Origin of the sequence: Sphingomonas segetis, from assembly GCF_009720245.1 — a bacterium.
GTDB lineage: Bacteria > Pseudomonadota > Alphaproteobacteria > Sphingomonadales > Sphingomonadaceae > Sphingomicrobium > Sphingomicrobium segetis.
In genome coordinates this window covers 1-18339 of the sequence record NZ_WJSQ01000042.1, presented here as the reverse complement: position 1 = coordinate 18339, position 18339 = coordinate 1, and the positions used below count along the sequence as shown (strand labels likewise).

Genomic DNA, 18339 nt, shown 5'->3' with positions numbered 1-18339 from the left:
TGCTGCGCGCGGTCGCGCCCTGGACGGCGCGGCAGTTTGCACGCGCGATCGCGATGCCCAATCTCGTGCCCCCGGTGACGACGCCCGACGCCGCTGCCGCCTATCGCGAGCGGATCGTCGCCGCGGCGGGGCCGGGCTTCACCCCGCTGATGACCTGTTACCTCACCGACGACACCAAGCCGGACGCGATCGCGCGCGGTTTCGACGACGGGTCGTGGGTGGCGGCCAAGCTTTATCCGGCGGGCGCGACGACCAACAGCGCAAGCGGCGTGACGGACATCCGCAACATCGCTCCGGTGCTCGAGCGGATGCAGGCGATCGGGATGGTGCTGTGCGTCCACGGCGAAGTCACCGATCCCGAAGTCGACGTGTTCGACCGCGAGGCGGTGTTCATCGAGCGGGTGCTGGAACCAGTAGTCGGCGATTTTCCGGAACTGAAGATCGTGCTGGAGCACATCTCGACGGCACAAGCGGCACAGTTCGTGGAGAGCGCCGGCCCGGCCATCGCCGCCACGGTCACGCCGCAGCACCTCATCCTCAACCGCAATGCCATGTTCGCCGGCGGGCTGCGGCCCCACGCTTACTGCCTGCCGGTCGCCAAGCGCGAAAAGCACCGGCTGGCGGTGCGCAAGGCCGCGACTTCCGCCTCGCCCAAATTCTTCCTCGGCACCGACAGCGCGCCGCATCCGCGGCATGCCAAGGAAGCGGCCTGCGGCTGCGCCGGCATTTTCAATGCCCCGTTCGCGCTGGAAAGCTATGCGGCGATATTCGAGGAAGAGCATGCGCTCGGCAGGCTGGAAGCGTTCGCGTCGGTGAACGGCGCGCGCTTTTACGGCCTGCCGCTCAACGAGAGTCGTGTCACGCTCCAACGCGAAGACGTGCGCGTTTCGGAGCGGATCGAAGCCGAGGGCATCGAACTGGTGCCGTTCCATGCCGGCGAGACGCTGCCCTGGCGCCTGCTTGCCTGAGGTCGTGAAGAGGCGCATTCTTCGTGCCTTCAGCCGAAGGGGGACGACCCATGTTGATCCTTGCACTTTTGGCCGTTGCGGCAGGGCCGACCGACGGCAAGACGATGGCGAGTGACGACTGGCAGACGCTGACCATCGTCTCGGTCGGCCAGACCAGCGAGGCCCCCTATTATCTCGACGTCCATGCCGGCGACCTCGATGGCGACGGGCTGCCGGACGATGCCTATATCAAGCTGGTCTGCTCGGGCGGGAAGCTGGAGCAGGCTTCGTACGAAATGAAACCTCGCGATTCAGCGAGCGGAATGGCCACCGGCAAGCGCATGCACAAGCCGCTTACGTTGGTAAGGAAATGGGAAGCCGCTTCGCCGCAGCTGACCGCGCTCAGGCCGACCTATGATGTGAAAAAGCTCAAGGGCAACGAGCGCGTCGCGGCCGACGGCTGGACCGAGTTGTCGCTCGCCAACACCGACGGATTGTGCGGCGCGGCGCAGACTTCGGCGGCGGTCATCAAGACGAAGACGAAATCCAATCAGTCGAACGACTGATTCGCGCTGAGCGATCAGCCGCCCCCACTGCCACTCGGGCCAATGACGGCGGCATAATGATCGGCCAGCCGCTCGTAGCAGGGGCAGGCACGGTGCTCGAGGCCGACTCGATCGATCACCCGCAGGGTGCCGCGACGGGTGACGATCAGGCCTTCGCCCGCAAGCTCCTTGACGACGGCGTTCACCGTCGTGCGCTGGACTCCGAGCAGCCCGGCGAAGGCCTCCTGAGTCAGCTCGATCCGGTCGCCGGCACGGTCCTGCACGTGGAGCAGCCAGCGCGCCGCGCGCTCAGTGATCGAGTGGAAAGCGTTGCAGGCGACCGACTGCATCACTGTCGAAAGCAGATAGTCCGAATAGCGGCAGAAGAGGTTGGCGATGAACGGCGAGCGGGCCTTGGCGTCCTCGAGCGCCTGCATCGGCACTTTGAAAGCAGTCCCGGCGACGAGCACCTCGGCGCGGGCGAAGGCCGGTGCATGGCCGCAACTGACGATCCCGCCGACAGCACCTTCGGTGCCGATCGAGGCCACTTCGACCGAACGGCCGGGCCCCATTTCGACGACCATCGAAACCATCGTCCGTCCGACCGGGAAAAAGGTCGAGTGGACCTGCTCGCCGCACTTCAGAACGGCCTCGCCCGGCTCTAGCTCGACGAGGGTGCCGAACGGTTCGACCAGCGCCCGCGCATCGCGCGAAAAGGTCGAGAGCAGGCGGTTTCCCGCGAATGTCTGGTCGGCCTGGATAAGCTCGTCTGTAGTCACCTGCGCCATGTGCAATTCCGAAAGTCCGCAGCAATGTCGTTACGACTGCGAGTCCGTGGGATAATGCAGGCAGGACGGGTTTGCTCCATCAGCCGTTGACGGCTTCGACGATCCTGCGCCCGCCGACCAGCAGGCAGTCCGCCACGAGACGAAGCGGCGCGACGTCGACGAGGCTGCGGCGCTCGTCGATGAGGTCGAGGAAAGTGCGGTAGATATCGGGATATTCGCCGACCCCGCTGTCGGCGCTTGCCTCGCCGTTGAGGATCAGCCGGGCGCCGCCGTCCTCGAGGCGTACTTTGGTGCCGTCGCTGGCCTCGACCGCGATCGTCCATTCTTCGCCCTCGGTCCGGCGCCAGTCGAGGCTGGCGGTGAGCGGGCCGTCGGCTTGGGGGCTGTAAAAGGTGACGTCGGCGGCGATGGCGGTTTGCGCATCCTCCGGGATGCTGAGGTCCGCGGACTGGACGAACAGCGAGCCGGGGAAAATTTTCGTCGCGATCGAGAAAGCGTTGATGCCGGGGTCGAACACGCCGAACCCGCCCGGCTCCCAGATCCATTGCTGGCCGGGATGCCATTTATGGACGTCCTCGTGCCAGTGAATCGCCATCGACGCGATGCGCTTACCAGCGAGCGCCCGGGCGGCCGCTTCGACCGTGGCATGGTGCTGCGCGTGCCAGGTGGTGAACAAGGTGACGCCGCGCGCCTGGGCGAGGCAGTCGAGGTCCGCGATCTCGGCGAGCCCGACAGTCGGCGGCTTTTCCAGCAGGCAGTGGAGGCCCGCCTCGATGCAAGCGCGCGCGATCAGGTAGCGCGGCGCCGGCGGGGTCGTGATCGCCACCGCCTCGAGGCCCTCGATACTGCGGACCAGCTCGCGCCAGTCGGTGAATTTCCGCCCGACGCCCTGGCCGGAGCGGCTCGAGCTCGCGACCAGCTCCAAACGGCCGTTGGCCACGATCGATGGCACATGCTGGTCCGCCGCGATCTTGCCGTAGCCGATGATGGCGATCCTGATCGGCTTCATCGCCTCGCACCCGCGACATAGGCGCGCGCCCTTTCGAGCGTCTCGGCGGCTGACCGTCCCGGCTTGTAGAGGCCCGAGCCCAGGCCGAAGCCGCCGGCGCCGGCGTCGAGCCACGGCCGCATGTTGTCAGGCTGTATGCCGCCGACCGCGAGAACGCGAACGTCCCTGGGAAGGACCGCGAGGTGCGCCTTCAGCACCGCTGGGCTGGCCCCCTCCGCGGGAAAGATTTTGAGCGCGGTCGCGCCGGACTCGAGCGCCCTGAACGCTTCCGAGGGCGTGAAATAGCCGGGGCAGGAAACCATCCCCGCGGACGCGGTCGCGGCGATGACGTCGGCGTTGGTGTCCGGAGAGACAATCAACCGGCCGCCAGCCTGCTTCACGTCCGCGACCTGCCGCACCGTCAGCACGGTGCCTGCGCCGACGAGCATCGAATCGCCCAGCCGTCTGGCGAGCCGCTCGATGCTGACCAACGGGTCGGGCGAATTCAGCGGCACCTCGATGATTCGGATCCCGGCTTCGCGCACCGCATCGCCGATCGCCTCCGCCTCCTCTACGGCGATGCCGCGAACGATCGCGATCAACGGGCATTCATCGAGACAGCGATGCAGCAGCTCTTTCGCGCTCACGTCAGATCCTCTTCGCTATCTCTTGAATGCCCGCGACGAAGCATTGTTCACCATCGAGCTCGATCGCTTCGCGGTTCGCCTGCCCGAGCGCGGCGGCATACAGCCGCGTGAGCTCGGGCCGGCCCATGACGACGACTTGCGCGCCCGTCGGGACGGCAAGTCCGATGCGGACGTCCGTGCCGATCAATAGCCCGCTCGCGTGGGACGCTGCATCTTCCTTCTTCATCTGGCCGAGCAGCACGCTCGCGCGCACCGAGAAAAGCTCCGCCGGCAGGGATTCGTTGAAAACGGCATGACGGGCCGCGTTCCGGAACACGTCGTCGTCACCTACCGTGCCCTGGAGCAGGTCGGAGAGGATGCTGTGCTCCTTGAGGAGGCTGAACAGCTCACCGGTCATCACCGTGCGGAAGCTGTGGATCCGCGCCTGGTGAAGCACCGTCCACTTGTTGTGCGTGCCCGGGTGGCAGACCAAAGCGTTCGAATCGACGAGCCCGGCCGCCACGCCGCCGAGCAGCTGCACTTCCTCGCCGCGCATGACATCGGCGCGCCCATCACCAAGATAGGACAGGCCCGGGACGATCGCCTCGCGCTCTCCAACCCAGACGAGCTTCGCCACCAGGTCGTCGATCGAAGCCGGGCACGGCACGTAAGGTGCGTCCTTCCAGCCGCGGTTCGATCCGATCATCCCGGCGAGCAGCAGCGGCTTGTCGCCGAGCTTCTGCCGTATTTCCGCGACCGCGGCCGGGAAATCGGCGGGCTCGAGAGACAGGACGCCCCTGGCGTCCTCGAACTCGCCGGCCTGCCGTCCGTCGGAATCGACCAGATAGGCGCGACGGTTGGTCGTGCCCCAGTCGACCGCAATGAAACCATCTGCCCAGCGCATGCTTTTTCCGCCCATTACCGGAAAACCTCGCGGATGCGACATGGCTCCCGAGGTTTTCGTTTTTGCGCGAGTGCCGCTATCGAGCGCCAGCGCCGGTCCAAGCGGGGACCCGTCAGTGAAACAGCAACGCCGTAGGAGAGTGACCCATCGCCAACTTCATGTTCGCGACCGGGATCGAAAACAGCATCCCGACGATCAATCACGGCAAGACCCGCATCGACGAAATGGCCGTGTGCGGCCACTACGAGCGGTGGCGGGAGGATTTCGACTGTGTCCAGGAAATCGGAATCAATTATCTCCGCTACGGTCCGCCGATTCACAAAACCTATCTCGGCCCCGGCAAGTTCGACTGGGAATTCGCCGACCTCACCTTCGCCGAGCTCAGGCGGCGCGAGATCACGCCGATCGTCGACCTCTGCCATTTCGGGGTTCCGGACTGGATCGAGAATTTCCAGAACCCCGACTTCCCGCGGCTGTTCGCCGCTTATGCCGGCGAGTTCGCCGAACGCTACCCGTGGGTCCAGCTTTACACGCCGATCAACGAGATGTTCATCTGCGCGGTCTTCTCCGCCAAATACGGCTGGTGGAACGAGCAGAAGAAGGACGACAAGTCGTTCGTTACCGCGCTCAAGCATCTGGTGAAGGCGAATGTCATGGGGATGATCGAAATCCTCAAGCGCCGCCACGACGCGATTTTCATCCAGTCGGAATCGTCGGAATATTATCACGCCGATTCGCCGGGCGCGATCGGCCGCGCCGAAGTCCTGAACCAGATGCGCTTCCTGTCGCTCGACCTCAACTACGGCCGGCGCGTCGACAGCGGCATGTACCAGTATCTGCTCGACAACGGCATGACCCGCGAGGAATATGAGTGGTTCCTCGAGCACCGGCTCAAGCAGCACTGCATCTTCGGCAACGATTATTACCAGCTCAACGAGCACCGCGTGTTCGCCGACGGCCATACCGTCGCCGCCGGCGAGACCTTCGGCTACACCGAGATCACGCGCCAATATTACAGCCGCTACGGCCTCCCCGTGATGCACACCGAGACCAACCTGTGGGAAGGCCCGCACGGCGATGAAGCGGTCAAATGGCTGTGGAAGGAATGGGCCAACGTCCTGCGCCTGCGCAACGTCGGCATCCCGACCGTCGGCTTCACCTGGTACAGCCTGACCGACCAGGTCGACTGGGACACTGCGCTTCGCGAGCAGAACGGCAATGTGAACCCGCTCGGCCTGTTCGATCTCGACCGCCGCATCCGCAACGTCGGGCGGGCCTACAAGCAGCTGATCGCCGATTGGCGGAACGTGCTGCCGGCTTCCAGCGTCTGCCTGGTGGTGCCGATCAAGAAAGTCAGCGCCCAGCCCGACGGGGATGACGACGCGGCAGGGCGCATGCTCGATGGTGGCGCCCAGGCGAGCGGCGCGGAAGCATGAGCCAGCGCAAGATCGCCAGGATCGAAACCTTCTTCGCGCCGCCGCGATGGCTGTTCGTCCGCGTCGAGGCCGAAGACGGCGCGTTCGGCTGGGGCGAAGCGAGCCTCGAAGGCTGGGCCGAAGCGGTCGACGGCGTGTTCGAGGCTTTTCGCGACCGCTTCATCGGCGCCGACCCATTCGACATCGAGGACGTCTGGCAGGTCGGCTTCCGCGGCGGCTTCTATCGCGGCGGCGCCGTGCTCATGTCGGCGCTGTCGGGGCTCGAGCAGGCGCTGTGGGATCTCAAGGGGCGCGCGCTCGGGCTGCCGGTGTGGCAGATGCTCGGCGGCAAGGTGCGCACCCGCGTCCGCTCGTACGCGTGGATCGGCGGCGACCGGCCGAGCGAGATCGCCGCCGCCGCCGAGGTGCGCAAGAACCAGGGCTTCACCGCGGTCAAGATGAACGCCACCGCCGAGATGGACTGGCTGGGCACGCCAAGAGCGTTCGACGACGTGATCGAGCGCGTCGCCGCGGCACAGGCGCAGGGGATGGACGTCGGCCTCGACTTCCACGGGCGCGTTCACCGGCCGCTGGCGAAGCAGCTGGCCAAGGCGCTCGAACCGCTCGGACTGCTGTTCATCGAGGAGCCGCTGCTATCGGAGAACCCGGAAGGGCTGAGGGAGATCGCCAGCCTCGTGTCGACTCCGATCGCGCTCGGCGAGCGGCTCTACACGCGCTGGGAATTCAAGCCGGTGTTCGAGCGCGGCACCGTGGACATCATCCAGCCCGACCTCAGCCATGCCGGCGGGATCCTCGAGGTACGCAAGATTGCGGCCATGGCCGAAGCCTATGACATCGCCGTCGCCCCGCACTGCCCGCTCGGGCCGCTCGCGCTCGCGGCGTGCCTGCAGATCGCCGCCTGCACGCCCAACCATGCCATCCAGGAAATCAGCCTCGGCATCCACTACAACACCGGCGGACACGACCTGCTCAACTTCTGCACCGACAAGGCGCCGCTGACCCCGATTGACGGCTATCTGCCGGTGCCGGAAGGGCCGGGGCTCGGGGTCGACATCGACGAGGCCGCGGTGCGCGAAGCCGACAAGGACCGCCACCGCTGGCGCAACCCGGTGTGGCGCACCAGCGACGGCAGCTTCGCGGAGTGGTGAGGGTGCAAAGATTCGGGAAAGCGGGGTATTTCAGTGGCACTTAAACCGCTCGAACGGCTCGAGGCAGGACTTGCAGCGCCACTGGGCCTTGCACGGAGTCGAGCCGAAACGGCTGACCTCCTCGGTATCGGGCGATCCGCATTGCGGGCATTCCGCCGTTTCCGACGGGCTGGGCGGGGCGATTCCGTAGGCCTTGAGGCGCTCGCGGCCGCGCTCGGTCATCCAGTCCGTGCTCCACGGCGGGAACAGCACGCGTTCGATGTGCACGTCTTCGAACCCGGCGGCGTCGAGCGCGTCGCGGATCATCATTTCGATCGCGACGGTCGCCGGACAGCCAGTGTAAGTGGGGCTGATCAGCACCCGCGGCGGATGGTCGGCGATGCCCCGGACAATTCCGAGATCGGTGATGGTCAGGACCGGAATCTCCGGGTCCGGAATCGTCTCGAGCACGGCCATGATCGCCGCTTCGTCCAAAGTCTTTTCCACGACCGCGCCCATGCGGACGAGTTTACACCCGTTCGAGCGCGAGCGCGATTCCCTGGCCGACGCCGATGCACATGGTCGCGAGCGCGAGCCGGCCGCCGGTCCGCCGCAGCTCTTCGGTGGCGGAGAGCGCGAGCCGCGCTCCGGACATGCCGAGCGGATGACCAAGCGCGATCGCCCCGCCGTTGGGGTTTACCTGTGCCGCATCGTCGGCAAGGCCGAGCTGGCGCAGAACTGCGAGCCCTTGGGCGGCGAAAGCCTCGTTGAGTTCGATCACGTCGAAGTCGCCGATCTTGAGGCCGAGCCGCTTCATCAGCTTCTCGCTCGCCGGAGCGGGGCCGATGCCCATGATGCGAGGCGCGACTCCGGCGACCGCTGCGCCGAGCACGCGCGCCTTGGGAGTCAGGCCGTTGCGCTTTGCGGCGTCCTCGCTGGCGATGATCAGCGCGGCGGCGCCGTCGTTGACGCCGGAGGCATTGCCGGCAGTAACCGTGCCGTCCGGGCGGACGATTGGCTTCAGCTTCGCCAGCGCTTCCATGCTCGTCGACCGCGGGTGCTCGTCCTTGTCGACCACGAGCGGCTCGCCCTTGCGCTGCGGGATCTCGACTGGGACGATCTCGGCCGCCAGCCGCCCGTTCGCCTGCGCGGCAGCAGCCTTCCGCTGACTGCGCAGCGCGAAGGCGTCCTGGTCCTCGCGGCTGACCTGGAACTCCTGCGCGACATTCTCGCCGGTGCTCGGCATGGTGTCGTCGCCGTAGGCCGACTTCATTTTCGGATTGACGAAGCGCCAGCCGATGGTCGTGTCGTACATCTCGGCATTGCGGTCGAAGGCGCTGGTCGCCTTGGCCATGACAAAGGGCGCACGGCTCATGCTTTCCGAACCGCCGGCGACGATCAGGTCGGCCTCGCTGCCGCGGATCGCGCGCGCCGCCATCGCCACCGCGTCGAGGCCGGAGCCGCAGAGGCGGTTGAGAGTCACTCCGCCCGAGCTGTCCGGCAATCCTGCGAGCAGCCCCGCCATGCGCGCGAGGTTGCGATTGTCCTCGCCGGCCTGGTTTGCGCAGCCAAGGACCACGTCGTCGATCTCCGACCAGTCCACACCCGGATTGCGGTCGATCAGCGCCTTGATCGGAATGGCCGCGAGGTCGTCGGCGCGGACGTGTGCCAGCGCGCCTCCGTAGCGCCCGATCGGCGTGCGGATGTAGTCGCAGATATAGGCTTCGGTCATTCGCCTCAGAGAACCCCGCGGCGCATCTGGTCGAGCTCGATGCTTTCGAAGAGCGCCTTGAAATTGCCTTCGCCGAAGCCCTCGTTGCCCTTGCGCTGGATGATCTCGAAAAAGATCGGGCCGATCACGTTCTGGGTGAAGATCTGCAGCAGCAGCCCCTGCCCCTCGGTCGGCGCGCCGTCCATCAGGATGCGGCGCTTCTCCAGCTCGGGGATACTTTCCTCATGACCCTGGATGCGGGTCGGGAGCATCTCGTAATAGGTGTCGGGCGTGTCCTGGAACGGGATTCCGCGGCCGCGGATGATGTCGACCGCCTGGTAGATGTCCGAAGTGCCGAGCGCGATGTGCTGGATTCCCTCGCCTTTATATTCGCGCAGGAACTCCTCGATCTGGCTCTTGTCGTCCTGGCTCTCGTTCAGCGGAATGCGGATCTTGCCGCAGGGCGAGGTCATCGCCTTGGAGAACAGGCCGGTCTGCTTGCCCTCGATGTCGAAGTAACGGATCTCGCGGAAATTGAAGAGCCGCTCGTAGAAGTCGGCCCAATGCGCCATGCGGCCGCGGTTCACGTTGTGCGTCAGGTGATCGATGTACGTGAGCTTCGAATCCGCCTCGGCCATCCGCTGCTGCCAGTCGGGATGAAAGTCGAAGTCGACCTCGTAAATCGAGCCATTCTCGCCGTAGCGGTCGACGAAGAAGAGGCGCGAGCCGCCGATTCCCTCGATCGCGGGGATGTCGAGCTCGCCGTCGGCGCGCTTCACGTCGACGTCGGTCGCGCCGAGCTTCAGCGCCCGCTCGTGAGCAACCTTGGCATCCTTGACCCGGAAGGCCATCGCGCAGGCGCTCGGCCCATGCGCATTTGCATATTCCTCGGCGTAACTGCCCGGTTCGGCATTGATGATGAAGTTGCAGTCGCCCTGCTTGTGCAGGGTGACGTCCTTGCTCTTGTGCCGGGCGACCTCGGGGAAGCCCATTTTGGTGAACAAGGAGCGCAGAAGCTCGATGTCGGGCGCGGTATATTCGACGAACTCGAACCCGTCGGTGCCCATCGGGTTGTCGAGCCCGAGGACGCTCTTTTCCTCGGCAAGCTGGGTCGCCATCGCTATCTCCTTTGCGGCCCAACTGCGCCCGAGGCGCCGGCATTTCAAGGAGGCATGACATGGACACACCCGAGGGATGGACGCTCGAAGAGGGCGGCAAGGCGCTGGTGCGCAGGTTCGAGTTCAAGGATTTCAGCGAGGCCTTCGGTTTTCTCACCCGCGTCGCGCTGCACGCGGAGAAGCAGGACCACCATCCCGAATTCACCAGCGTGTGGAACCGGGTCGACTTCCGCCTGACGAGCCACGACGCGGGTGGAGTCACCGAGCGCGACGTGCGGCTTGCCGAAGCGATCGGCCGACTCGTCCGTTAACCATGTCGCAAAAGGGTTTGGCAGCGCCTTATAGCGGAAAATCGCCCGCAGCCCGTTTGAGGCGCCGAATGATTGAGCGGGAGAGGGCGATGCGTGGGTTGACGAAACTTCTCCGATGCGAGGACGGAGCCACTGCGATCGAATATGCGCTGGTCGCGTCGCTGATCTCGATCGCCGCGATCGCGGCAATGAACGGCCTCGGAGGCAAGATCGGCACGATGTACAACAATGTCGGCACCAAGCTGAACTGATCGGCACTTCGGCGGCCATTGATCGTTCAGGCGGCGACTGTCATATTCGAGGCGCAATGAATCGCAGCGACGCACTTCGCAGCTACTATTATCCCGACGAGGTTGGGACCGGCTGACGCGCGCCTGAGCGACATCCGAACCGACCTCGACCCGCCAGCCCCCGCTCGGCGGGTTTTTTGTTGTTCTCGAAAGGACGAGAAGATGCTTCAGGAGACGATTGCCAGGGACCAGCCGGTGCGGCGGTGGCAGGATTATGTCGTCCCGCAATGCTGGGAATCCTTCACCGGCGACAACCATGCGGTGTGGGACCTGCTGTTCGCCCGGCAGGTGGAACTGCTCGGCACCCGGATCGTCTCGCCTTTCCTTGACGGGATCGATCTGCTCAGGCTGGCGCACCCCGGCGTTCCCGATGTCGAAGGGCTCAACGCGATCCTCCAGCCGCGCACCGGCTGGCGCACCGTCGCGGTACCGGGGCTTGTTCCCGACAACATCTTCTTCGCTATGCTTTCGGAGCGGGTGTTCCCGGTCGGCAATTTCATCCGCACCCGCGACCAGCTCGATTACCTCGAAGCGCCCGACTGCTTCCACGATATGTTCGGGCACATCCCGATGCTCGCGCACCATGACTATGCCGAGATGACGCGCCACGTCGGCGAGCTCGGCTGCGCTGCGATCGCCGCCGACCAGGGACACAAAGCTGCGCGGCTTTACTGGCACAGCGTCGAGTTCGGCCTTGCGAACGAGCATGGCGAGCTCAAGATCCTCGGCGCGGGCCTCGCCTCGAGCTTCGGCGAGTCGCACCTCAGCCTTGAAAGCGATGAAGTCGAGCGGCTGCCGTTCTCGGTCGAGCGCGCGGTCAACACGCCCTACAGGCATAACGCCTTCCAGCCCCGCTACCTCGTCTCCAAATCGCTCGAGCGGACGATCGCCGAGGTGCTGGCGTTGGCGCCCGAAGAGTTGCTCGACCTCTAGCGGCCGCGCTCGGTAGGGGTGACTGCCGGGGCCTGCTGCGGCAGCACCAAGTTCAGATAGACCGCTTCCAAGGCTACACGCTGCGCATCCTCCTCCGGCACGATGCCGGCGGCGTGCCCGCCCTCGATCGCCTCGTCGTAGAAGAACTTGTCGCCGTAATTCTCCAGCCGCGCCGCGAGCTTGCGCGCGTGGCCCGGGTGGACGCGGTCGTCGCGGGTCGAGGTGTAGATGAACGGCACCGGGTAATCGACGCCGCGCTTCAAATTCTGGTAGGGCGAATATTTGCTGATGAACGCCCAGTCGCCGGGGATGTCGGGGTTGCCGTACTCGCCCATCCACGAGGCGCCCGCCAGCAAGTGCGAATAGCGCTTCATGTCGACCAACGGCGAGCCGATGATCGCGCCGCCGAACAGATCCGGATGCTGCGTGATCGCGACCGATGCCAGCAGCCCGCCGTTCGAGCGGCCAGAGACTGCAATGCGGCCATTCTGCGTGATCCCGCGCGCGATCAGGTCGCCGGCAACGGCGTAAAGATCGTCATAGGCTTTCTGGCGATTTTCGCGCAGCACCGCATTGTGCCACTTGGGCCCGTACTCGCCGCCGCCGCGGATGTTGGCGAGCACATAGGCATTGCCCTGCTCCACCCAGAACAGCGCGAGCGGGCCCGAGCGATAGGGCTCGTGCACGAGATAGCTCGGGGTCTGCGCAACCTCGAACCCGCCATAAGCGTGCATCAGCACGGGGACGGGGCCGGTCACGTCCTTGCGATGGACGAGGAAATAGGGAATTTTCGTTCCGTCGGGAGAGGTCGCGAAATGCTGCTCGACGACCATGTTCGAGGCGTCGAACTGAGGGGGAAGCGCCTGGATCGGCGCGGGCTGCGCGGCCGGCTCGACGCGATATAATGTGGGCGGCGTCAGCATGCCTTCGACGGTGGCGAAGGCGAGGTCAGCACTGCCCGCTGCCGCGTTGAGGTGGATCGTCGACTTGTCGGGAAGCGCGACGGGGCTGGCGCTCCAGCTGCCATCTGCAGCTCGGGTGAGCGCCGTTAGCCGGCCCGAGACGTCTTCGAGATATTTGACCCACAGCTTCGACTTGCTGGCGGAGACTTCCTCGACCGCCTGATGCTCGTTGGGCACGAGCACGGTTTCGATCGCGGGCGCTTTCCCTGCGAGCAGGTCCGGGATCGAATAAGCGACCAGCGCGCCGGCCGGCCGGCCCTCCCACGACGTCTTCAGCGACGCGACGACGCGGCCGTCGAGCACGTCGACGATGTCGGCGTCGTCGGGCAGCGGCGACGGGATCAGCTGGCCGCTGTCGGCGAGATGGCTGATCTTGTGATGGTAGAAGTCCATCGCGCGGTTGACGATCGGCCACGTCCGGTCGCCGTCGACCATCGTGTAGGCGGACACGGACACGTCGCTCTTCTCGCCTTCGGCGAGCTTTGTCGCGCCGGTCAGCTTTGTGCCGCGGCGCCAGAGTTTGGCGACGCGCGGATAGCCCGAATCGGTGAGCGTTCCCGGCCCGAAATCGGTGCCGACGAAGAGCGCGTCGGGGCCTGCCCACGACACGTCGCTCTTGGCAGTGGGCAGGAAGAACCCGCCCTCGATGAACTGCGCCTTGGCAAGGTCGAACTCGCGCACCTCGACCGCGTCGCCGCCGCCGTTCGAGAGGCTGACGAGACAGTCGACATAGGCCGGCGACAGGCAGGTTGCGCCCTTGAACACCCACTTCTTGTTGTCGGCCCTGCTCATCGCGTCGATGTCGAGCAGCGTCCGCCACTCGGGTTTCCCCGAGGCGAAGGCCGAGAGCGGCGACACCCGCCATATGCCGCGCGGATGCTGTTCGTCCTGCCAGAAATTCAGGACTTTTTCGCCGAGGATCTGGTCCGGCTCGGCGATCTTCTGGTTGGTGGAAAGAAGCGCCAGCGCCTTGGCCCGATAGTCTGCGAAACCGGGCTGGTTTTCGAGCACGGCGCGGGTCGCCGCATTCCATGCCTTGACCTTGGTGAGCGCGCGCGCACCGTCGACCTGTTCGAGGTACAGGTTGGGGTCTGCCGACGGCGCCGCAGCCGTGGCAGGCACCGCCGCCGCCACAATTCCGACCGCCAGCAATGCACGCGCCGCTTGATTCATGGAAACTCCCTCCTCTGCTCGGAACCCCGCTATCGCTCCTCGCAATGGCAGTCGAGGGCGCTATAGCCAAATGCATGGTGGAGACGACGAAGGGCGAATATCGCAGCGGCCACGACCCGAGGACGCTGCGCGACGCGCTCGGTTGCTTCGCGACCGGCGTCACCGTCGTCACCTGCATCGACGAGAAAGAGCGGCCTGCGGGACTGACCGTCAACAGCTTCACCTCGGTTTCGCTGGACCCGCCGCTGCTTCTCGTGTGCCTGCACAAGATGGCCGCGAGCGCGCCCGCGCTGATCGGGGCGTCGCATTTCGCGATCAACGTGCTGCAAACGGAGCAGCAGCCGGCCTCGATGACGTTTTCGACGCGGACCGAAGACCGGTTCGGGTGCACGCCCTGGTCGCGCGGCGAAGCGGGCGCGCCGATCCTCGAGGAATCCCTGTGCGTGTTCGAATGCGAGCGCTACGCCGTTTATGACGGCGGCGATCACCACATCCTTGTAGGGCAGGTGATCAAGGCGAGCTTCGACGCGACGGTGGACCCGCTGCTGTTCTTCCGCGGCCGCTACCGCCGCCTCCACTTCGACTAGTCGACGATCAATTCCTCCGGGTGCTTCGTGAAGCGGCGGACGATCGCCACGATGATCCCGCCGATGACGATCCCGACGACCGCCCCGGCGAGCGCCACCACCAGCCACGCCACGACACCTCCGAAGGCGCCCGTCGCTTCGCCCGCTGCGTGCGCGGCCTGGTGGACCCAATGCGGGATCGGACCGGCGAGATGCAGCTCCTCGAAGCCGTGGAGCAGGATCCCGCCGCCGACCCACAGCATCGCCGCGGTGCCGACCGCCGCCAGTCCCGTCAGCAGCGTTGGGACGACGCGGACGAGCGTCTCGCCGATCGAGCGCGAGGTGGAGCTGCTGCGCTGCGCCATGTGGACGCCGATGTCGTCGAGCTTCACGATCAACGCCACCGAGCCGTAAACGCCCGCGGTGATCGCGAGTGCGACGGCGACCAGCGCGAGCGCGGTGGTGAGCAAGGTGAGATGCTCGAGGCTGGCGAGCGCGATCGCCATGATCTCCGCCGAGAGAATGAAGTCGGTGCGGATTGCGCCCTTCACCTGAAGTTTCTCGAGCTCGACCGGGTCGACCATCGCGTCGACCAGCTGCTCCTCGTGCTCGTGCTCGTGGAGCAATTTCTCGAGGATCTTCTCGGTTGCCTCGAAGGCGAGATAGGCGCCGCCGATCATCAGCAGGGGGGTGGTGAGGAAAGGGAGGAATGCGGTGAGCAGCAGCGCTACCGGAAGGATGAACAGAATCTTGTTCTTGAGGCTGCCCCAGGCGATCTTGCCGATGATGGGAAGCTCGCGCTCCGGCGCCAGACCGACGACGTAACGCGGCGTCACCGCCGTATCGTCAATGACCACCCCCGCCGCCTTGGTGCCCGCCCTCCCGGCGGCGCCGGCGACGTCGTCGAGCGAGGCGGCGGCGAGCTTGGCGATGGTCGCAACATCGTCGAGCAGGGCAATGAGGCCGGAGGGCATCGGCGGCCCTTGGCCGAACAGCACCGCGCGCGCAACTTGCCTCTGTCTGCCGTTCGGCTAGGCAAGCGCCCATGCTGGCACTGGACTTCGTCAAGGCGAACCGAGCGACGGTCGAGCGGGCAATCCGCGACAAGGGCGTCGAGTTAGATCTCGAGGGCCTGCTGGCGCTCGATGCCGAGGTGCGTGCGGCCAAGACCGAGATCGATCGGCTGCGCACCGAGCGCAACGCGATGAGCGCGAAGTTCAAGGACGCGGCGCCGGAAGCGAAGGCGGAGCTTGGGCGCCAGGCCAAGGAAGCCGGCGCCCGCGCATCCGCGCTGGAAGGCGAGCTGTCGGTCAAGGAAGCCGAGCTCAAGGCGCTGATGCTGAAGCTTCCCGGCATTCCCTTCGACGGTGCGCCCGTCGGCCCCGACGAAAGCTACAACACCGTCATCCGCACCGTGGGCGAGCCGCCGAAATTCGACTTCGAGCCGCTCGACCATGTCGCACTGATCGAGAGGAACAATTGGGGCGATTTGTCGCGGGTGACTCAGGTGTCGGGGAGCCGCACCTATTGCCTCAAGGGCGCGCTGGCGCTGCTCGAGACCAAGCTGATGGGCTGGGCGCTGGAGCGAATCGCGAACGCCGGTTTCACGCCGATCACGGTCCCCGCGATCGCGCGCGAGCAGGCGTTCCTCAACCAGGGCCAGTTCCCGGGGCACCGGGAGGAGACGTACGAGCTTCCCAACGACGATCTGTGGCTCGCGGGGACCGCCGAGGTGGTGCTGACCTCGCTCCACGCGGGTGAGATCGTCGAAGCCGACAGGCTGCCGATCCTCTACGCCGGCTTCTCGCCCTGCTTCCGGCGCGAGGCCGGGAGCGCGGGCAAGGACGTGCGCGGGCTTCTGCGGGTCCATCAATTCGTGAAGGTCGAGCAATATGTCGTGTGTCAGGCCGACGAAGCAGAATCGGCGAATTGGCACGCGCAGCTGCTTCAACAGGCCGAGCTGCTGCTTCAGGCGCTGGAGATTCCCTATCAGGTGATCGAGACCTCGACCGGCGACATGGGCCTTGGCAAATTTCGCATGAACGACATCGAGAGCTGGGTGCCTAGTCTTCAGAAATATCGCGAGACGCACAGCTGCTCGACGCTCCACGACTGGCAGGCGCGGCGCGCGAACATCCGCTACCGCGGGGGCGACGGAAAGGTGCGGTTCGCGCACACGCTCAACAACACCGCGCTGGCGAGCCCGCGGATCCTCGTGCCTTTGCTCGAGAACCATCAGACCGAGGAGGGGCGCGTGAAGCTGCCCAAGGCGCTGCAGGAGCTGATGGGGAGCGAACTGCTCTGAAATACCGTTTCACCGGCGACGACAAGCCGCCGCCCGGCTGGAGGCGGTTCACGGAGGCCGCATGGCTGCTGCCGCGGCTGCTCCGCGGTGCCGGTGAGGTGTCGGTGATCGGGCCCGAGGACGGCCCGCCCGCCTATGTGATCCCCGGCTTCGTCGCGTCCGACAGGACGTGCAGCGCGCTTCGCCATTCGCTCGCAGAAGCGGGCTGGCGCACCTATCCGTGGGACCTCGGGCTCAACAGGGGCGCGCACCCGGACGTGCTCCGCCACCTGCGGCAGCGGCTCGAGGTGATCCACGACGGCCGGCCGGTGCTGGTCGTCGGGTGGAGCCTCGGCGGCGTGATGGGCCGCGAGGTCGCGCGCGATGTGCCCGATCTGGTGCGCGCGGTGGTGACGCTCGGTTCGCCCTTCTCGGGCGACCCGCACATGAACAATGTCTGGCGGCTCTACGAATGGGTAGCGGGGCACGCGGTCGACAACCCGCCGGTGCCGCACTTTCCGGACAAGCCGCCGGTTCCGACGCTCGCCATCTGGTCGCGGAAGGACGGAATCATCGCACCGCGCGCCGCGCGCGGGCTCGAGGGCGAGCGCGACAAGGCGGTCGAAATGCGCTGCAACCACATGGCGTTCGGTGTATCGGCCAAGGCGGGGCAGCGGGTCGCGCGCGAGATCGACCTGTTCCTGAAAGAGGTCGAGCGTTCCTCATCCCGGCCTTGAGCCGGGGCCTGCCTTTTGAAGGCATAACCAGAAGGCGGGCGACGACTGCGAGTCGCGCCATTGACTCCTGCCTGCGAGTCGCACGACAAGAACAAAAGTAGAACAAAAACGTTGTGAGTCGTGTGGCAGGAGGCTTGTCCCTGGTCGCCGACGGCGGAAGCCGTGCGGCCGAAATTCGCCAGCTCCCCAGCGGGTTGGGCGAGCGCTGGCAGCTGCCTGCGCCGCCCAGTCCCACCCTCTCCGAGCTGTTCGCCGTGCAGCCGCGCGACGGCGGCTGGGCGGGGTTCCTGCTCGCGCAGCTCGGCACCCGGAAGCCGCTGCTGTGGGTGCAGGAGCGCATGGCGATCCTCGAGAGCGGGCGGGTGCACCCGCCGGGGCTGCCCGGACACGATTTCATCCATGTCGAGGCGCGCGACGCGCGCGATGCGCTGTGGGCCATGGAGGAGGGCCTGAGATGCTCAGGCCTTTCCGCCGTGATCGGCGAGCTCCGGGGCGACCCCAAAGCGCTCGATTTCACCGCGACGCGGCGGCTTGCCGTCGCTTCGGAGCGGTCTGGCGTGGCCGCCTTTTTGATTCGGCTGGGTGGCCACGCCAATCTGAGCGGAGCGCGCATGCGCTGGCGGATCGCGAGCGCGCCGTCGCGCGCCAACGATCTCGACTCGCGCGCTCCGGGAGCGCCGGCGTGGGACGCCGAGCTGTTCCGAGCTCGGGGAATGCCGCCGGGACGGTGGACGGTCGGCCATGAAGCGGATCGCTTCCATCTGGTTGCCGCACCTGGCGATCGAGCGCTGGGCGAGGAGCGCCGACTCACCGCCTGACGCGCCGGTCGTCCTCACCGTCGAGGGTGCGCACGGGCCGGTCATCCATGCGGTGACCAAAGCCGCTGCGACACG

20 protein-coding genes are annotated in these 18339 nt (G+C 66.2%); 11 read left to right on the top strand and 9 right to left on the bottom strand.

Annotated features, from left to right (window positions below; translation table 11 throughout):
- The coding region (pyrC, locus tag GH737_RS06130; protein WP_155263969.1) for a dihydroorotase at positions 1 to 968 on the top strand (968 nt) is incomplete at its 5' end.
- Positions 969 to 1018: 50 nt separating this feature from the next.
- Complete coding sequence (locus GH737_RS06125; protein WP_155263968.1) at positions 1019 to 1513, top strand: Hcp family type VI secretion system effector; 495 nt, start codon at positions 1019 to 1021, stop codon at positions 1511 to 1513.
- Positions 1514 to 1527: 14 nt separating this feature from the next.
- Here the strand turns inward: GH737_RS06125 and GH737_RS06120 are convergent, their stop codons facing one another.
- From GH737_RS06120 to GH737_RS06105, 4 genes are all read right to left on the bottom strand, one after another.
- Positions 1528 to 2280: a Crp/Fnr family transcriptional regulator gene (locus GH737_RS06120; protein ID WP_155263967.1), complete on the bottom strand. Its 753-nt coding sequence runs from the start codon at positions 2278 to 2280 to the stop codon at positions 1528 to 1530.
- Between the two features lie 79 nt (positions 2281 to 2359).
- The gene (locus tag GH737_RS06115) at positions 2360 to 3289 is read right to left on the bottom strand and encodes a Gfo/Idh/MocA family protein (RefSeq protein WP_155263966.1); all 930 of its coding nucleotides are present in this window, start codon (positions 3287 to 3289) and stop codon (positions 2360 to 2362) included.
- Complete coding sequence (locus tag GH737_RS06110; RefSeq protein WP_155263965.1) at positions 3286 to 3915, bottom strand: 2-dehydro-3-deoxy-6-phosphogalactonate aldolase; 630 nt, start codon at positions 3913 to 3915, stop codon at positions 3286 to 3288. The genes GH737_RS06115 and GH737_RS06110 overlap by 4 nt, the downstream gene beginning before the upstream one ends.
- 1 nt (position 3916) lies before the next feature.
- On the bottom strand, positions 3917 to 4798 hold the full coding sequence (locus tag GH737_RS06105) for a 2-dehydro-3-deoxygalactonokinase (RefSeq protein ID WP_155263964.1): 882 nt from the start codon (positions 4796 to 4798) through the stop codon (positions 3917 to 3919).
- Positions 4799 to 4956: 158 nt separating this feature from the next.
- Here GH737_RS06105 and GH737_RS06100 point away from each other — a divergent pair, with 158 nt between their 5' ends.
- Complete coding sequence (locus tag GH737_RS06100; protein WP_155263963.1) at positions 4957 to 6234, top strand: family 1 glycosylhydrolase; 1278 nt, start codon at positions 4957 to 4959, stop codon at positions 6232 to 6234.
- A complete protein-coding gene (gene dgoD, locus GH737_RS06095; RefSeq protein WP_155263962.1) occupies positions 6231 to 7382 on the top strand; it encodes a galactonate dehydratase in 1152 nt (383 codons plus the stop codon). The genes GH737_RS06100 and dgoD overlap by 4 nt, the downstream gene beginning before the upstream one ends.
- A 30-nt stretch (positions 7383 to 7412) precedes the next feature.
- On the opposite strand, the gene paaD is transcribed toward dgoD, so the two are convergent.
- From paaD to hppD, 3 genes are read right to left on the bottom strand one after another with little or no spacing between them, the layout of a single operon-like run.
- Positions 7413 to 7880, bottom strand: a complete 468-nt coding sequence (paaD, locus tag GH737_RS06090) for a 1,2-phenylacetyl-CoA epoxidase subunit PaaD (protein WP_155263961.1) — start codon at positions 7878 to 7880, stop codon at positions 7413 to 7415.
- Positions 7881 to 7890: 10 nt separating this feature from the next.
- Positions 7891 to 9093, bottom strand: a complete 1203-nt coding sequence (gene pcaF, locus GH737_RS06085) for a 3-oxoadipyl-CoA thiolase (RefSeq protein ID WP_155263960.1) — start codon at positions 9091 to 9093, stop codon at positions 7891 to 7893.
- A 5-nt stretch (positions 9094 to 9098) separates the two neighbouring features.
- Positions 9099 to 10190 (bottom strand): 4-hydroxyphenylpyruvate dioxygenase, encoded by a 1092-nt coding sequence (gene hppD / locus GH737_RS06080; RefSeq protein ID WP_155263959.1) that lies wholly within the window; start codon positions 10188 to 10190, stop codon positions 9099 to 9101.
- 59 nt (positions 10191 to 10249) lie between these two features.
- Here hppD and GH737_RS06075 point away from each other — a divergent pair, with 59 nt between their 5' ends.
- From GH737_RS06075 to GH737_RS06065, 3 genes are all read left to right on the top strand, one after another.
- The gene (locus GH737_RS06075; protein ID WP_155263958.1) at positions 10250 to 10501 is read left to right on the top strand and encodes a 4a-hydroxytetrahydrobiopterin dehydratase; all 252 of its coding nucleotides are present in this window, start codon (positions 10250 to 10252) and stop codon (positions 10499 to 10501) included.
- A gap of 98 nt (positions 10502 to 10599) precedes the next feature.
- A complete protein-coding gene (locus GH737_RS06070) occupies positions 10600 to 10752 on the top strand; it encodes a Flp family type IVb pilin (protein ID WP_420853423.1) in 153 nt (50 codons plus the stop codon).
- A 201-nt stretch (positions 10753 to 10953) separates the two neighbouring features.
- Entirely contained in the window at positions 10954 to 11724 is a 771-nt protein-coding gene (locus GH737_RS06065; RefSeq protein WP_155263957.1) for a phenylalanine 4-monooxygenase, read from the top strand.
- On the opposite strand, the gene GH737_RS06060 is transcribed toward GH737_RS06065, so the two are convergent.
- Complete coding sequence (locus tag GH737_RS06060; protein ID WP_155263956.1) at positions 11721 to 13859, bottom strand: prolyl oligopeptidase family serine peptidase; 2139 nt, start codon at positions 13857 to 13859, stop codon at positions 11721 to 11723. The genes GH737_RS06065 and GH737_RS06060 overlap by 4 nt on opposite strands.
- A 74-nt stretch (positions 13860 to 13933) precedes the next feature.
- On the opposite strand from GH737_RS06060, the gene GH737_RS06055 reads away from it, so the two are divergent.
- Positions 13934 to 14446: a flavin reductase family protein gene (locus GH737_RS06055; RefSeq protein WP_230558658.1), complete on the top strand. Its 513-nt coding sequence runs from the start codon at positions 13934 to 13936 to the stop codon at positions 14444 to 14446.
- Here the strand turns inward: GH737_RS06055 and GH737_RS06050 are convergent.
- Positions 14443 to 15399 carry a DUF808 domain-containing protein gene (locus GH737_RS06050; RefSeq protein WP_155263954.1) on the bottom strand — a complete coding sequence of 319 codons (957 nt, stop codon included), beginning with the start codon at positions 15397 to 15399 and terminating at the stop codon, positions 14443 to 14445. The two genes, GH737_RS06055 and GH737_RS06050, sit on opposite strands and share 4 nt — an antisense overlap.
- 71 nt (positions 15400 to 15470) lie before the next feature.
- Here GH737_RS06050 and serS point away from each other — a divergent pair, with 71 nt between their 5' ends.
- The 3 genes from serS to GH737_RS06035 all read left to right on the top strand — a co-directional run bounded on the left by serS (position 15471) and on the right by GH737_RS06035 (position 18264).
- Complete coding sequence (serS, locus tag GH737_RS06045; RefSeq protein ID WP_155263953.1) at positions 15471 to 16730, top strand: serine--tRNA ligase; 1260 nt, start codon at positions 15471 to 15473, stop codon at positions 16728 to 16730.
- A 104-nt stretch (positions 16731 to 16834) separates the two neighbouring features.
- Positions 16835 to 17446, top strand: a complete 612-nt coding sequence (locus GH737_RS06040) for an alpha/beta fold hydrolase (protein WP_196233009.1) — start codon at positions 16835 to 16837, stop codon at positions 17444 to 17446.
- Positions 17447 to 17580: 134 nt separating this feature from the next.
- Complete coding sequence (locus GH737_RS06035; protein WP_155263951.1) at positions 17581 to 18264, top strand: ImuA family protein; 684 nt, start codon at positions 17581 to 17583, stop codon at positions 18262 to 18264.
- Positions 18265 to 18339 lie beyond the last annotated feature (75 nt).